Annotated in this window: 16 protein-coding genes and 1 tRNA gene; 9 read left to right on the top strand and 8 right to left on the bottom strand. The window is 42.6% G+C overall.

The window, feature by feature from the left end:
• The first annotated feature begins 781 nt into the window (after positions 1-781).
• The gene (locus ABIB39_RS20105) at positions 782-1045 is read left to right on the top strand and encodes a helix-turn-helix domain-containing protein (RefSeq protein ID WP_354431971.1); all 264 of its coding nucleotides are present in this window, start codon (positions 782-784) and stop codon (positions 1043-1045) included.
• Here the strand turns inward: ABIB39_RS20105 and ABIB39_RS20100 are convergent.
• Positions 1004-1174: a hypothetical protein gene (locus ABIB39_RS20100; protein WP_354431973.1), complete on the bottom strand. Its 171-nt coding sequence runs from the start codon at positions 1172-1174 to the stop codon at positions 1004-1006. The two genes, ABIB39_RS20105 and ABIB39_RS20100, sit on opposite strands and share 42 nt — an antisense overlap.
• Positions 1175-1425: 251 nt before the next feature.
• Here ABIB39_RS20100 and ABIB39_RS20095 point away from each other — a divergent pair, with 251 nt between their 5' ends.
• The gene (locus ABIB39_RS20095; protein WP_354431970.1) at positions 1426-1656 is read left to right on the top strand and encodes a hypothetical protein; all 231 of its coding nucleotides are present in this window, start codon (positions 1426-1428) and stop codon (positions 1654-1656) included.
• Between the two features lie 434 nt (positions 1657-2090).
• On the opposite strand, the gene ABIB39_RS20090 is transcribed toward ABIB39_RS20095, so the two are convergent.
• The 7 genes from ABIB39_RS20090 to ABIB39_RS20060 all read right to left on the bottom strand — a co-directional run bounded on the left by ABIB39_RS20090 (position 2091) and on the right by ABIB39_RS20060 (position 7389).
• Positions 2091-3326, bottom strand: a complete 1236-nt coding sequence (locus ABIB39_RS20090; RefSeq protein WP_354431969.1) for a phage integrase SAM-like domain-containing protein — start codon at positions 3324-3326, stop codon at positions 2091-2093.
• Between the two features lie 363 nt (positions 3327-3689).
• Positions 3690-3777 (bottom strand) — tRNA-Ser (locus ABIB39_RS20085).
• Positions 3778-3864: 87 nt separating this feature from the next.
• A complete protein-coding gene (locus ABIB39_RS20080) occupies positions 3865-4845 on the bottom strand; it encodes a YihY/virulence factor BrkB family protein (protein ID WP_354431968.1) in 981 nt (326 codons plus the stop codon).
• 11 nt (positions 4846-4856) lie between these two features.
• On the bottom strand, positions 4857-5264 hold the full coding sequence (locus ABIB39_RS20075; protein ID WP_354431966.1) for an acyl-CoA thioesterase: 408 nt from the start codon (positions 5262-5264) through the stop codon (positions 4857-4859).
• A complete protein-coding gene (mltG, locus tag ABIB39_RS20070) occupies positions 5264-6283 on the bottom strand; it encodes an endolytic transglycosylase MltG (RefSeq protein ID WP_354431965.1) in 1020 nt (339 codons plus the stop codon). Before mltG ends, ABIB39_RS20075 begins: the two co-directional genes overlap by 1 nt.
• Before the next feature lie 7 nt (positions 6284-6290).
• Complete coding sequence (locus ABIB39_RS20065) at positions 6291-6611, bottom strand: rhodanese-like domain-containing protein (protein WP_354431964.1); 321 nt, start codon at positions 6609-6611, stop codon at positions 6291-6293.
• Positions 6595-7389: a PASTA domain-containing protein gene (locus ABIB39_RS20060; protein WP_354431963.1), complete on the bottom strand. Its 795-nt coding sequence runs from the start codon at positions 7387-7389 to the stop codon at positions 6595-6597. Before ABIB39_RS20060 ends, ABIB39_RS20065 begins: the two co-directional genes overlap by 17 nt.
• Before the next feature lie 199 nt (positions 7390-7588).
• Between ABIB39_RS20060 and ABIB39_RS20055 the strand changes: the two genes are divergently transcribed.
• From ABIB39_RS20055 to ABIB39_RS20025, 7 genes are all read left to right on the top strand, one after another.
• Positions 7589-10177 (top strand): ATP-binding protein, encoded by a 2589-nt coding sequence (locus tag ABIB39_RS20055; protein ID WP_354431962.1) that lies wholly within the window; start codon positions 7589-7591, stop codon positions 10175-10177.
• A gap of 127 nt (positions 10178-10304) precedes the next feature.
• Entirely contained in the window at positions 10305-11294 is a 990-nt protein-coding gene (locus ABIB39_RS20050; RefSeq protein ID WP_354431961.1) for a D-alanine--D-alanine ligase, read from the top strand.
• A gap of 254 nt (positions 11295-11548) precedes the next feature.
• Positions 11549-12451, top strand: a complete 903-nt coding sequence (locus ABIB39_RS20045) for a helix-turn-helix domain-containing protein (RefSeq protein ID WP_354431960.1) — start codon at positions 11549-11551, stop codon at positions 12449-12451.
• An 81-nt stretch (positions 12452-12532) separates the two neighbouring features.
• Positions 12533-13375: an SDR family NAD(P)-dependent oxidoreductase gene (locus ABIB39_RS20040; RefSeq protein ID WP_354431959.1), complete on the top strand. Its 843-nt coding sequence runs from the start codon at positions 12533-12535 to the stop codon at positions 13373-13375.
• A gap of 100 nt (positions 13376-13475) precedes the next feature.
• The gene (locus tag ABIB39_RS20035) at positions 13476-14312 is read left to right on the top strand and encodes an SDR family NAD(P)-dependent oxidoreductase (protein ID WP_354431958.1); all 837 of its coding nucleotides are present in this window, start codon (positions 13476-13478) and stop codon (positions 14310-14312) included.
• A gap of 141 nt (positions 14313-14453) precedes the next feature.
• On the top strand, positions 14454-15500 hold the full coding sequence (locus ABIB39_RS20030; protein ID WP_354431957.1) for an NAD(P)-dependent alcohol dehydrogenase: 1047 nt from the start codon (positions 14454-14456) through the stop codon (positions 15498-15500).
• Between the two features lie 209 nt (positions 15501-15709).
• Positions 15710-16048, top strand: a complete 339-nt coding sequence (locus ABIB39_RS20025) for a toxin-antitoxin system YwqK family antitoxin (protein WP_354431956.1) — start codon at positions 15710-15712, stop codon at positions 16046-16048.
• The last annotated feature ends 90 nt before the right edge of the window (positions 16049-16138 follow it).

The raw sequence follows: 16138 nt of genomic DNA, 5'->3' as shown, positions 1-16138 counted from the left end.
CGTATACGCTGGAAGGTGTACGTACGGTTCGGGGGCGAGTACATGGAAACCTACTATAGTGATATAGCAAGGCGCTGGGTGCTTAGCCTACATTATATCATTACCCAGTCGATTATCCTGCAAATTTGCAAGCTGATGTGTCTAACCTTAAAAAGTACGGATGCTGAAAATGCGACGATCCGGTTCCTGGGAATAGCTAGATCCGACATCATAGAAACGATTAGGGGACGGGTTTTAGCAGCACGGAAAAGGAACCATATTTACGAATTAAATTAAGTAAGTGTTTTGTAAGTTACTAATTTAATTAGTAATTTTATTGATAAGAATAACTATGAAAGCGATCGTACGAAGCATTTTATTGGCCTGTTTAATCTCCATGTTCGCCTTTTTTGGGGCGGTTGGAAGGAAGCATACGAAGGATAAAATGACTGAAGCTCAAAAGGCGGAGGCAAGGAAGGAAACATTAACCTGTTTAGCAGTTGCCTTCATAGCCTGCGGTGCCTGTGCCTGGCGGTGTAACGTGCTTTATAAAAGATTAAACGAAGAGCGGGAGTACCGGCGCAGGTTCAATGACTATAGTCGTAATACTGCGTACAACAGGCATTATTGAATTTAATTATTAATTTGCAAACTCAAGACACCGGCGATCCACCGGTTAATTGTGATAAGGTTTAGACTGAAAATCCCCGGCACGAGTGTTTGGGGGCTTTTATTTTTAGAGCTAATCACTAATATACTGACCTCGATTAGGTCAGTACCAATACGTATTATAATTCACGCAATGTCTTTAGAAATGGTAACCAAAGATGACCTGGAGGTTTTCCGCAGGTCCCTGCTCAACGATATACAGGATTTAATTTCAACGGATAAAAGTGAAAATAGAGAATGGCTAAGGTGTAGCGATGTACGGAAAATACTCAAAATTTCCACCGGAACGCTTCAAAATCTTAGGGTCTCCGGCAAACTTAAGTCCCATAAGGTAGGTGGGATCCACTTTTACAAATCAACCGATATTGATCAAATGATAATCGGTAAACCCAAATAGCATATGTATCCTGAAACATCCCACGTTGGCATGCTGTGTGCCCATATCAGAAATGACTCCAGAATTACCGTCTGGCACATCAGCTTGTACACCTGCCTCATAGACCTTTGGATTGAAAGTGATTTCCAAAGGCAAATAATAGTTAGCCGAAAAATACTAATGGCGAAAGCTCATTTCCGAAGCACAACAACATATCATAAATGTTTAAATCAATTGGTGGAGCATGGTTACATTATCTATCGACCAACTTACGATTCCTATACAGGCAGTAAAATTGAAATATTGCCAAAGAAAGGTTAAAAAATTTGCAGGTATTCAACACGCCAATTGTTCATAAAATTGGCTTTCGTAGTTTACTGTCTGTTATATCTTTGCAATGCATGAGTCTACCGTTACGAATAACATTTGAAAAGAAAGATTATACCTATATCGTGCTAACCCGTAAAATTGATAAACACACCGAAACAATAAAAATTGACTTTTTAGGTGAGGAGTTTACTTTAGTACGTAATCAGCGGAATGAATGGTACGTTTTTGAAAATAGTATTGGCGATCCCCCCGGCTTATTACAGGCCATCGCCAAAAACGTGGCGCTGAGATATCGTTTGTGAACTCTGGGGATTTCCTACAGGCTAAACTATTAATCTTTGATGAATTACGTATAGGATAATCACAATAGTACCCAATAAATGCGGTTAAAAAGTGAAGCAATTATGCGCCCTGCAACTTAACGTTATGATTATAATAGTGGATAGAAACATTATCACCATGTTAATCAATTGGCCGAATGCCAAATCCTCTATAAAGTTAGGCCGCTCTTGAGGTTTCTTCTCCCGAACCAAACGATCTCAGGCAATAACTTTACCAACTATTTTTTTTTACAATCTCTTCCAATGTAGCAAGTCCTTGCTCATCCTTCAATCCTTCGTTATAATACAATTGTGCGTTGCATCGTATGCCTTGCGTGTATAAATGTTTCTACATATCCAGACTTTTCTAATAACATAGGGTAGGATCGTTTAATGCCAACGATCCTACCCGTACATCAATTATGATGGTAGTTTTTCTCTATCAAAGCATCTTCCAGTAAAAGCATGTCTTTACTTACTTTGTAATTTTGCATTTTAGCATAATGTTGCGTTTGCCTTATTGAGGAATGTCCAAGCATTTTGGACACCGATTCCATAGGTACCCCGTTGTTGAGGGTAACTGTCGTTGCAAAAGTATGGCGGGCAATGTGAAAGGTAAGTTCTTCTTTTATTCCGCAGGTATCTGCAATTTCCTTTAAATAAGCATTCATTTTTTGGTTTGTCAAAACAGGCAGAACATTGTCCGTATCAATGCACCTAATGTGTTCTTTGTACCGCATCATAATGTTTCTTGCCTGGGCCAAAAGTGGCAGGTGAGAGGCTGAATTTGTTTTTTGGCGATTAATAAATATCCATTCTTTCCCGTCGATACCAGCTTTGATGGATGACTTTTTTAAATTCTTTACGTCCGAATAAGCGAGTCCTGTGTAACAGCTGAAAACAAAAATGTCTCTTACTAAACTGAGCCGTTCCGAATCGAAATTCTTTTCAATGACTCGCTTTAATTCCGATTCCGTCAACGCAACTTTCTCAACCGCTTTTTTAGTTAATTTAAAGTTTGCAAAAGGATCACCCGGCAACCACCGATTTTTTACACAGATCAACACAACCTTTTTAAAGTTTGCCAGATATTTCATTGTTGAATTATGATTGCACTTTCTCACAGTTTTTAACCAAAAAGCATATTGGGAAATAAATTCATGATCTAATTCTTTAATTGGCTTATCGTCCAACTTATACATCCATTTAATGAAATCCCTGGTATGCTGCCTGGAGATCTCGTACCGGCCAATCGTTCCAGGAGCGAAGTCGATACCCTCCAAAGCTTTCATTTGATCATTATGGTGTTTAAATACATCCAGAATCATCCTGGGTTTTTCAGTTGTACCATTCATGACATCTTTAATGGCTTGCGCAGATACCTGCTTGTCGGAATCATTCAATGACCGTTTAGCCTGATAGACCATTTGCTCTAAAGTATCCAGATAATAGTTGAGTTCCTTCGTCGATTCTTTATTTCCAATTTCTCTACCAGCGGAGGTATTCCACCGCGATAATTCACATTTTCGCTTCGTTGACAGTTCAGTAGCCTTACCGTCAACTGTGATCTTTAGATAGATAGATCTGAGCGTTTCATTTTGATTTTTAGGTTGTTTTAAGAAAAACATTAATCCAAAGCTTTTTTCCAACATGATACATTAATAAAAGTTAACAAAATTACGTTTGTGTATGCTGTATCACAAGATGTCCACCTCGTAAACATGCTGTTATACAGTTTGTTACAAGCCATTCGTAGAGTCTTTTTATTTTTTAGGTCAATTTTGAAAAGACTCTACGAATGACGCAATTGAGTTTTGCGATTGTATGCGAGTTTTGGTAGTTTTTGGAAAAGAAAAAGCCCTTTAATCTTTCAATTAAAGGGCTTAAATCACTTTTTAAATGCTTCTGCGAAAGGTTAGTCTAGAACTAAAGTGCCTTTACGCTTAACTGACGCTGTTTTTGGCAAGTTTTGAACAAATACGCTACGAATCACGTAATTTTTCTTGTTTGCCTTTTGGCGGAGAGCTAGGGATTCGAACCCCAGGACCTGTTACAGTCAACAGTTTTCAAGACTGCCGCAATCGACCACTCTGCCAGCTCTCCGGGGACAAAAGTACAAATCCGGGGCGAATTGCCAAACTTGATGTTAATTTTTTTTTAATTAATTGTAATGGATTGACAGCCATTAGGTTATTGCCTCAAATCCTCTGCTTTTTTGATGCGGAAGGTGTTAAATCGCGGTTTTTCGATACGGATAGTGCGCTTGGAAAGGTCAACGCTGGCGTTTAATTCGAAGCCGATGAGTAAAATCATCGAGTTTAGATACAGATATATCATCACTACGATAAGGGTACCAATGGCGCCGTAAACCGTATTGTAGGATGAAAAATTATTGGTGTAGTAGGTAAATCCTATCGATGTTACTATGGCCAGCGATGTTGCCAGTACCGAGCCGGGGTTGATAAACTTCCATTTGCGCTTGTTTGAAGGCCCGTAACGGTACAATATGCAAATGCTGGTGAAGAATATCACCATAATAATTAACCAGCGTGACAGGGCTATCAGCCATGTCCAAAAGGCTGCTTTACTATCCAGTTCATGCTTAATGAAAAATATTACCGACTGCCCGGCCGTCATGATAACGATAGCTATGAGGAGGGATATACTTATTACTACAGTAAGCAACAGGGCTACGAAGCGACGTTTTAACCAGGTGCGGGTTTCCAGTATCAGTGACGATTTGTTAAACGCCTGCATCAGGTTGCTCACTCCGTTAGTTGCAAAGTATAATGCCGTTAAAAACCCTACAGAAAGTAATTTCCCGTTTTGCCTGGAAACAATATCTACAATGGTGCTTTCAAAAACATTATAAGCATTTGTTGGCATGATCAAAGCGAAAAGATCTAACAAGTTTTTCTGAAACCCCTTAATTGGTATGTAGGCTATCAGCGTAAATAAAAATATTATGGCCGGGAACAGCGCCAGCATAAAGTTATAGGCCAACGCAGCTGCACGGTTAGCTAACGACGTTTTTTGGATCTCAAGGATAAAAAACACAACAACCGTGTATAAAGGCAAAGGCCTAAAGCCGGGAATGTAAACGGTTTTGGCCCAGTCGGTAAGGTATTGGTAAAACTTAAAGTGCAGTAAAAATTTGTGGGCCCATTTCATTAAGGCTAAAATTACTTAAAAAAAGGCTTTAGTTTTTCAATAAAATCGGTAGGGGGCAGGCAGGGACGGTTGCTGTTCATATTTATGAAGGCCAGCAATGTTTCGCCAAGATGTATCAGTTCTTCGCGGTCGTTAAATAATTCGTAACGGAAATGGATCTTTACGCCGGGCATCTTATCCATAATTACGTTTATGGTGATCTCTTCGTCGTAACGGGCAGGTTTAAGGTATTTGCATTTCAGTTCCAGCACGGGCATCATAATACCAGATGCTTCCATGCCGCTATAGGTTAAGCCCAGGCTGCGCAACATCTCTACACGGCCCACCTCAAAAAACTCGGCATAGTTACCGTAATACATATAGCCCATTTGATCGGTTTCGCCGTAGCGAACCCTCAATTTAGTAGCGTTCTGGAACATTAGCGTTTAATATTCCTGTCGTTAAGGGCCTGCTGGAATGCCTTGGCATTAACCTTGTGCTCGGCTTCGTTAGTAGCAAAAGCATGATTGCCGCTAAAATCTGCCTTGGCGCACATGTATAAATAATCAGTCTTCTTATTATCTAAAACCGAGTTTATAGCATTTATCGATGGCATCATGATAGGGCCGGGCGGCAAACCTTTATACATGTAAGTATTATATGGCGAATTAGTAAGTAAATCACGATAAAGCACACGCTTAATAGTATAATCGTTCACCGCGAAGATGACGGTAGGATCGGACTGCAGTTTCATGCCTTTGTTAAGGCGATTAAGATAAAGGCCTGCAATGGTTGGCATCTCGTCATCACGCAAAGCCTCGGCATCAACTACTGATGCTAAAACCGAAACCTCCTGCGGTGTAAGTTTAAGGGCTGCTGCTTTTTGCTTCCGTTCCGCCGTCCAAAATTTTTGGTAGTTGGCATACATCTTATCAAATAATTTCTCTGCCGATGTATTCCAGTATAACTGGTAAGAATTTGGAATAAAAACGGTATAAATATTATCCGTAGTAAAGCCGTGTTGCTCGGCAAATTTGGCCGAATCTAACAGGCGCAATACCGAAACTGAGTCAGCCTCTATTTTCTTAGATACAAAACCTGCAAATTGATCCTTAAGCCTGATGTTATGGAAGGCAAGCGTAACCGGCTCTTGGTTGCCAGATTTTAGCATATTGATTAAGTTACGGTTACTCATGCCGCTTTTTAAACGGTACTTGCCTGGCTTAACCTTTATAAATTTCATACTCTGGGCCGATTGTAAAAACGAAGTGGTGTCTTTCACAATGCCCTGTTGGGTTATCGATCGGTAAACGTCATCAAGCGTAGATCCTGTTTTTATGTACAGGTATTCCTGCTTATCGGTAACGTTTGGCCCAAAAAAACGGAGGTAATAAAATATGCCTGTACCGGCTAATGATAATACGATGATGACCACCAGTGCTATCCAGAATTTTTTCATGCTATGTTTAGGAAGATGTGTTGTTAATATTTAGTTTTTGCAGAGCTTTAAGGCCGCCTGTAAGATTTAGCACGTTGTTAAACCCGTTTTCGGTTAAAATGGCTTGCGCTGTTTGGCTCCTGATACCTGCACTGCAAATAACGATTATCTCGTCGGTTTTGTTGTAGCCTGTGCTATTAATGTTCTGTTCTAACTTGTTTACCGGGATATTTTGCCCGCCAATATTAAAGGTATGGTATTCCATAGCTTCCCTAACATCAAGCAGGTTTAAAGTTTCGCCGGCCCGTAAACGCTCCTGTAATTGTGCCGCGTTAATTTGTTGGGGCATTGTCTGCTTTACCTTGCGATACGGTTAAATTGATTCGTGTGCCGATGCTGGTTTTACTTAACGAATCGCTGTGCATTGGCGATTGCGAAACTACCAATACGTTGGTAGAGTCGCTTATAGAGCCCTCGTAAGTGATGGTACCGATAGTTAACCCCGCGCCCTTGATAGCGAATTTCGCCGCATCAAGGTCAAGGTTCAGCAATTCCGGTATCTCAACCTCGCTTGCGCCTTCGCCGTTACCCAGCACCAGGTCAAGCTTAGAGCCTTTTGGTATTTTGGTGCCCGGTTTTATGATCTGCCCGCCAAAACGTACCTCCAGTACACGGTCGCGCGCAATGTCAGACCGATAGGTGGTGTCGCCAACTTTTAAGCCGTAATTAGATAATATAGCCACCGCCTCGCGGTAAATGCTTTGTTCGGTAGTCAGATCCGGCAGGGACACAGGTGGCGCCAGTTGGGTAACCATCGTAAGATATATGGTGCGGTTCTCTTTAACGTTGGTGCCGGCATCAGGGTCTTGTTCCACAATAGTACCGGGGGCTTGGTCGGGCACGTAAACCGAATCGATCTTAAAGCTGAACCCCTGCTCTTTAAGCAGCTCCATAGCCCTATCAACATTAAGCCCTTTAAGCTTTGGGACAGGGATGCCCTGGCCGTGTCGGGTGTACGAGCTAAGGCTGAAAAAGGCGATCAGCACGATGCTGATAACCGTGGCTATAACCAATAATATAGTGTTTCTGAATTGCCTGGTTTTTAAATAAGCCCAAAAATTACTCATGTTTTTCTGTAGGAAAATTAACTTCAAACATAGCTAATAATTTCCGATTTCGGATTTTCGATTTCGGATTTAGGTAAGATAGATGCCTTTGGTATGTGCTGTTCATTCACTTTTCGGCAAACTAATTCGCATTAACATTGTTTTTCATATTATCAATGTTAAACTGCATAAATTAGCGGTTCCTAATTAATATATATCGATGGAAAATACGTTTGGGAAGAATATAATTCCCGACAATGATGAACAGCGTATTTCTGCGCTAAGGCGTTACCAGATCCTGGATACTCCACCCGAAAATGCATTTGACAATGTAGCACGGTTAGCAGCCCAGATTTTTAAGGTACCCATATCTTTGGTTTCATTGGTAGATGCCAATCAGGTTTATTTTAAAGCCAATATCGGTATGGGCAAAGCAAAATTAACCTCAAGGGGGATTAGCCTTTGTTCCCTTGCGGTTTTAAAACAAGATGTAACCGTTTTTGAAAACGCGCCCGATGAACCCTGCCTGTTAACTAACCCCAACGTAGCAGGCTCGTTCGGCCTTAAATTTTACGCGGGTGCGCCCCTAATCACTCATGACGGTTTCAGGATAGGCACTTTATGTGTAATTGATAAAACACCACGCCCGTTCACAACAGAGGATGAAAAGGTTTTAGAAGGATTGGCTAAAATTGTAATGGACGAGATAGAGCTCAGGCTCTCTGCTATCCAAGAAACAGCTAAGCTGCAAACCGCGATTGAGGAAGCGGCTGCCATTAATGAAGAATTGCTAACCGCTAACGAGCAGTTGGTAAATACACAAGCCAGCCTGCAAGAAAATGTAAAAAAGATTATTGTTAGCGAAGCCAAGCTGAAATATATGATAGCCGATGCGCCCGTAGGCATTGGTGTTTTAAAAGGCCCTCAATTTATTGTAGAATCTGCCAATAACAAGTTAATTGAACTTTGGGGTAAAACAGATGAGCTGATTGGTAAGGCATTGCATATAGCCCTGCCCGAACTGGAAGGGCAGCCTTTTTTAGAGATCCTGAATGGTGTTTTGAGCAGCGGCCAGCCATTTTATGGGAATGATTTTTATGCAAGGCTGGTTAGAAACGGTGAGCCAGCAGATGCTTATTTCGACCTGGTGTATCACCCGTTAAAAGATAACTCGGGCCAGGCTACAGCTATAATGGTTGTTGCCACCGAAGTTACTGACAGGGTACTTGCCCGCCATAAAATAAACGCTGCCGAAGAAAGGTTGCGCCTTGCTGTAGATGCAGCAAATTTAGGATCGTGGTTTATTGACCCGGTGACCAAAGGCCTGGAATATAACAACAAGGTAAAAATTATTTTTGGTTACAACGGCCCCCAAAAAATGACTTATGAGCAAGCTATAGGGCAGGTAACGGAGGAATACAGAGAAAAAATCACTGTGGAGATCAACAAAGCGATCTCAAGCGGTGATGATTATGATATTACTTATACCCAGCGGCGGTTTAATGATAATGAGGTGATATGGCTAAGATCTATAGGTAAGATTGCGCAGGATGAAAAAGGAAATTACACCATGTTTTCTGGAGTGGTTATGGATGTTACCGAGCAGGTGAACATTCGCAGGGAGATAGAGGACCTAAATCAGCAGCTGTCTGCCACTAATGAAGAAATTATGGCTTCAAATGAAGAATTAATTTCAACAAATGACGAATTGAAAGAAATTCAGGATAGCCTGGTATTAGCTAAGACGAAACTCGAAGAAAGTGAAGAATTGAAAGATATCGCTATTGAACAGGCAAAACTTGGCATTTGGTATATGGATGCGGTTACAAGGGATTTTGTACCATCGGTGCGTTTAAAAGAATTTTTTGGCTATGGGCCTGATGAAGAAATGCCTTACGAAGCTGCGGTTAATCAAATACAGGAAGACTATCGCGAACGGGTAACGACGGAAGTAGATATAGCCATCGCCAACGGTAAACCCTATGACATAACGTATCCCATCATAGAATTTAGAACCAATAAGTTACGGTGGGTAAGGGCGACGGGAAAACTTAACCCGGCCCGGAATAGCAGGGCGTCATATTTTTCGGGTACGATTATGGATGTTACCGAGCAGAAAGAGGACGACCAGCGTAAAAATGATTTTATAAGCATGGTAAGCCACGAACTTAAAACTCCGCTAACGTCCATGAACGGCTATATCCAAATGCTGCACATGGTTGCCAAGAAGAAAGACGACACATTTGCCACAGGGGTTTTGGACAAAGCGAACAAGCAAGTCTGGAAAATGAATACGATGATAGACGGGTTCTTGAATATGAAGCGCCTCGAAACCGGCAAGATCCCATTGGACAAACAACCTTTTGATATGGCCGATCTAATCAGGGAAATGGAGGAGGAATCTACCGCGACTATTTCAACCCATAACATAGTTTTTGCACCTGTAGAGCCAACGCAAACCGAGGCAGACCAAGATAAGATAGGCCAGGTGATTAATAATTTGATTGGTAATGCGGTTAAATACTCACCAATTGGGAGCACTATAAATATAGCCTGCGTATCTATTGGTAATGATGTACAAGTGAGCGTTAAAGACCGGGGGATGGGTATTAGTGAGGAGGATCAAAAGCATTTGTTCGGCCGCTTTTATCGCGTGGAAAGTAAGGCAATGGCGCATATAAACGGCTTTGGTATTGGCTTATATCTTTGCGACGAGATAATTACCCGCCATGGCGGTAAGATTTGGGTGCAAAGTGAGATAGGTAACGGCGCAACTTTTTATTTTAGCATTCCAACGCGTTTGCACTAGTAGGTTATTGATGTGCGGGTAATGTAGGTTTGCGATTGTGATAGCTGTAAATAAGCCAAGTGAGCACCGCACAAAATTTTTGCGGGCATATCCTCACATTCAAATTCAAAAACTATCTTTGGCTATCATGAAAACCATAAACGTAGCCCTTTTGGCCGGTGGCTTTACCGGCGAGTACGAAGTATCTATCAACAGCGCCAAAAACATTGCCGCCAGCTTAGATGCCACCAAATACAGGGTTTATACCATACTGATAAACCGCCATAACTGGGTTTACGAAACCGATGGCCGGGCCATCGATATTGATAAAAACGATTTTAGCCTTACCCTAAACGGGGAAAAAATAAAGTTCGGTTTCGCGTTTATTACCGTGCACGGTACGCCGGGCGAAGATGGCAAGCTGCAAAGCTATTTTGACCTTGTGAGTATCCCGTATAACACCTGCGATGCTACCACATCGGCCATCACCATGAACAAGGCCTACACCAAGGCTATTGTGAACGGCATTCACGGTTTGCACACCGCCAAATCTATCCAATTGCATCAAAAGGACGACCATGATACGGCAACCATCGCTTCTGCACTGAAGTTCCCGCTGTTCATCAAGCCAAATAATGGCGGGAGCAGCGTGGGCATGAGCAAGGTTTATAATGTTGGCGGCCTGCACGAGGCTATCCAAAAGGCCTTTAAGGAAGACCCGCAAGTATTAATTGAAGAATTTATTAAAGGCCGAGAGTTTAGCATTGGGATTGCCAGGCTACACGGCAAAATAGTGGTGCTGCCCGCTACAGAGATCATCAGTTCTAAAGACTTTTTTGATTACGAAGCCAAATACACGCCCGGTGTGTCCGAAGAAATTACCCCTGCCGACCTGCCCGAGTCCAAGAACCACGAGATAGCCGAAATAGTTACCCAGGTCTATCTTCGCTTGAATTGCCGTGGTATGGTACGTGTAGACTTTATATTGCTGGAGGGTACGCAAGAGTTCTACTTCATTGAAGTGAACACCACGCCGGGCCAAAGCGCCAACAGCCTGATACCGCAACAGGTAAGGGCTATGGGCATGAGCGTTACAGACTTTTACGGCACGCTAATAGAAGGAACTATGCACGCGTAGTATCAGGTGTCCCACTTTTTTATTCATGTGTAATTTCTAAATTACAAGTATCTGTATATAAGCATTTTGTGTTTTTTGATGCACGAAGGTTTTATCAGCTAATACTTTAAATAAACGCTACGATCATTTGTTATAAAGTTACTTATGTGTTTTCACATGGATGTCGCATTTGTTAAAAAACGGTACAGAGTGGGACAGGGTGAGACACCTCCGATAAAAGTTTGCATTTGGTTTGAATTGTGTAACTTTGCCTTATGGCAACTACAGAAACAATAGAAGATTTCTACAAACAGAAGTTTAATTACCTGCCGGATAACCTGGGCCAGGATATCGGCCACTTCAATGTTTTCCGTTTAGAGGATTGTTATGCCCCCGGCGCCAAGCCAATTGTGTACACCCGCCGCGATTTTTATAAGATCAGCCTTATCCGCGGTAAGCACGTGGTGCACTATGCCGATAAGAGTATTGAGGTAGATGGCACTACGCTCATCTTTTTTAATCCTAACGTGCCCTATACCTTCGAGCATAAAAGTAACGACCAAACCGGGTCCTTCTGTATTTTTAAAGAATCGTTTTTTACAGAAACCCTGCGCACTAATGTGCACGAACTGCCTATGTTTGGCTTAAATGGCAAACCCACCTACACCCTTAACAGTGAGCAGGACGAGTACGCTACCCAGATCTTTAAAAAGATGCTTGACGAGATCAATTCAGATTACCGCTTTAAGTACGACCTGTTGCGCAACTATGTTACCGAACTGATGCACTATGCCCTTAAGCTACAACCACAGGAAACCATTTACCAGCACCCGGATGCCAACTCGCGCATAACATCTATATTCACCGAACTGCTGGAGCGCCAGTTCCCGATAGAAACGCCGTCGCAGCGTTTTAACTTGCGGTCGGCTAAGGATTTTGCCGATAGGTTATCTGTGCACGTAAACCACCTCAACAGGGCTATCCGGGTAACCACGGGTAAAACCACTACCGACCATATTTTTGAACGCCTAACCAGCGAAGCAAAGGCCTTATTAAGGCACACCAACTGGAATGTATCAGAAATTAGCTACAGCCTGGGCTTTGAAGAACCCGCCCATTTCAATAATTTTTTTAAAAAACAAACCAGTTCAACCCCATCTTCTTACCGGGTTGTTTGAATTTTGTAAGTATTGGTTTGAATGATGTAAACGCTTGCCTGTTTTGCTGATGTACTTTTGTTTTATCAAATCATCATCAAAATGGAAAACAAAATTAAAACATGGTTCATCACCGGCGCTTCAAAGGGTTTAGGCCTTAGCCTGGTAAAGCAACTGCTGGCAGCAGGGCAAAATGTTGCCGCAACATCCCGCCACCTTGCCGAACTGGTAATTGCTGTCGGCTCAACCGCCGACAATTTTTTGCCCATTGAGGTTGACCTTGCCAATGAAGATAGCGTGGGCTGCGCTATGCATCAAACTAAAAAAGCTTTTGGCCGCATAGATGTGGTGATCAACAATGCAGGTTACGGCATTGGCGGTAGCATCGAAGAACTGACCGACCAGGAGAGCCGTAGCAGTTTCGACGTAAACGTATTTGGTACGCTAAACGTAATCCGCATGGTTATGCCTTATATGCGTTACCAGCAATCGGGCCACATCATTAACATCTCATCTATCGCGGGTTTTGCTCCGGGCATCGGCTGGTCGGTTTATGCTGCTACTAAGTTCGCTGTGGAAGGCCTTTCAGCAGTATTGGCTGAGGATGTGCGTGAATTTGGGGTAAAGGTAACCGTGGTAGCCCCCGGCGCTTTCCGCACCAGCTTTTTAACGCAGGACTCGCTTACTATCGCTAAAAACCGCATTGAAGATTACAAGGTGGTTGGTCAATCATTAGACCGTTACCTGGGTTACCACGGCCAGCAGGCAGGCGACCCGGAAAAAGCTGCTACAGCCATCATTAACGTAGCTTATGATGAAAGCCCGCCCCTGCATTTATTATTGGGTGCCGATGCATACGACCGCGCCATGGCGCAATTGGAAAAGTTGGAAAAAGAGTTCCGCTTTAACGAAGAGCTTAGCAGATCAATGGCGTACAGCGCTTAATTTTTTAAAGTATTTTTTAAAATGACAAATGCTTCCCAAAAGGGGACAGGGGATGCCTTTGCCACAATTTTATCAACATCTAACATTAAAACATAAAACAATGAGCAATCAAAAAGTATGGTTTGTAACCGGCGCCTCAAAGGGCCTGGGGTTAAGCCTTGTAAAACAATTATTAAACAATGGTTATAACGTGGCTGCCACATCGCGCAGCGTAACCGATCTTGAAAACGCTGTAGGTAAGTCTGAAAGCTTTTTACCGCTGGCTGTAAATATTACAGATGAAAAAAGCGTAAACGATGCCATCAGCCAAACCATTAGTTTGTTTGGTAAGATAGATGTTGTAGTAAACAATGCGGGTTACGGCATAATAGGTGCTTTAGAAGAACTGAGCGATGCCGAAGCGCGTGCTAACTTTGATGTAAACGTATTTGGGTCGTTAAATGTGATCCGCGCGGCGATGCCGCATCTGCGCAGGCAGCAATCCGGGCATGTGTTTAATATTTCATCTATAGGTGGTTTTAGCGGCAACTATCCGGGTTTTGGTATTTATTGCGCAACCAAATTCGCGGTGCAGGGCTTTACAGAGTCGTTAGCTGCCGAGGTTAAATCATTCGGGATAAAAGCTACAATCGTTTCTCCGGGGTACTTCCGCACAAACTTTTTAGCCCCCGATGCCCTGAGCGTACCAAAAAACGAGATTGAAGATTACAAAGCCGTACGCGATGTACAGGCGGCCCACCAAAGCGACATTAACGGACAGCAAGCCGGCGACCCTGAAAAAGGTGTTGCTGCCATCATTACCGTAGCCGAAGCTGCAGAAGCGCCAATGCACTTGTTTCTTGGTCAGGATGCCTATGACCTTGCCTATCAAAAAATGAACGACGTTAAGCAAGACCTGGAAACGTGGAAAGAGTTAACGGTTAATACGGGGTATTAAGAGCCCCTCCCGGCCCTCTTTGAAAGAGAGAGAGCCGAACTCAGCTTTCTAAGTCCCGGCTATAATTATTTACAACAATATTACACGAATAGCTGCATAATGTGCCCATATTCGTATTACGAAAAACAAAAACCAAAAAACATGATACCAGTAAAAGGATACGCGGCACAAGACCCGCAAACCGATCTTGCACCCTGGAGCTTTGAGCGCCGCGACGTTGGCCCTCATGATGTGCAATTCGACATTTTGTTCTGTGGCGTATGCCACTCAGATCTTCACCAGATAAAAAATGACTGGTTCCCTGGCATTTTTCCTATGGTTCCCGGTCACGAAATTGTTGGGCGTGTTACCGCGGTTGGCGCGCACGTAAAAAACTTTAAGGTAGGCGACCTTGCCGGTACCGGCTGTATGGTTGATTCTTGCCAGGTTTGCGAAAACTGCAAGCAGGACCTTGAACAATACTGCCTTGATGGCGGCAATACCCAAACTTACAACAGCTACGAGCGCGATGGCAAAACCCCAACTTATGGTGGTTACAGCAACAGCATTGTTGTGCGCGAGGAGTTTGTACTGCACATTTCAGATAAGCTTGACCTTGCAGCAACCGCGCCATTATTGTGCGCTGGTATTACCACCTACTCGCCGCTTAGGCACTGGGGTGTTGGCAAAGGCCACAAATTAGCCGTATTAGGTTTAGGCGGCCTGGGCCACATGGCAGTTAAATTTGGTGTTGCCTTTGGGGCTGAAGTTACGGTATTAAGTACTTCGCCAAAGAAAGAAGAAGACGCAAAAAAATTGGGCGCCCACCACTTTGTGGTAACTTCAGACCCTGAACAGATCAAAGCCGCAACCGGTACGTTCGATTTTATATTGGACACCGTATCCGCCGAGCACGACTTTAACATGTACTTAAGCTTGTTACGTACAAACGGTACCATGATCTGCGTGGGTGTACCATCCGAGCCTGCCAAGGTAGCCGCGTTTAGCTTGTTGGGTGGCCGTAAAAGCCTTGCCGGTTCGGGCATCGGCGGTATTGCCGAAACTCAGGAAATGCTTGATTTTTGCGCCGAGAACGGCATCGTTTCAGATATTGAAATGATAGACATTAAAGACATTTCTAAAGCTTACGAACGTATGGTTAAAGGCGATGTACGCTACCGTTTTGTAATTGATATTGCAACGTTGTAATGAGCGATAAATAGCATTTTTAAAGGCGGGTAATTCTTTCGAATTATCCGCTTTTGTTTTAGATAAGAACTTAATACTTTACATTTACTGGCCGAAATTAAAAACTTTGATTGAAGTGGGAGATGTTGTTACCAAAAGTTCAAGTGATATAATTATGAAGACTTGTGCCGATTGTTTTTATTTAACAGATTTAGTAACCTTCATAAATAATGGAAATCATAAGAGTGAATTTTGACGATGATGACTTACAATACGCCGGGATTGATGCGGGTGGAGGGAATATGTATGATTATAAAAATCAGCCTTTTACGGGCATTATTGAAGAGTTTTATGCTAATGGGAATTTGGCAGGCGAAATAGAGTGTAAAAATGGATATACTGACGGCCGACATATGGAATATTATGAAAATGGGCATATGAAAGAAGAACTGTATTTAAAATATAATAGATTTTATGGCGCTCATAAATATTGGGATGGAAATGGTAATCTCATACTCCATGTAGAGTATGATAACAATGGGAATGAAATTAACAGGATTGTTGGATAATATGTAAAGTAATTTTTATGGTATTAGCGACCCATCACTGGTCGAAGTTTAGCGATAGCGTAACCTTGGCCAATAATGTTATAAGCTTTC

Source organism: Mucilaginibacter sp. UYP27 (assembly GCF_040547175.1).
In the GTDB taxonomy this organism is placed as follows: domain Bacteria; phylum Bacteroidota; class Bacteroidia; order Sphingobacteriales; family Sphingobacteriaceae; genus Mucilaginibacter.
This window is presented reverse-complemented; position numbering and strand designations above follow the sequence as displayed.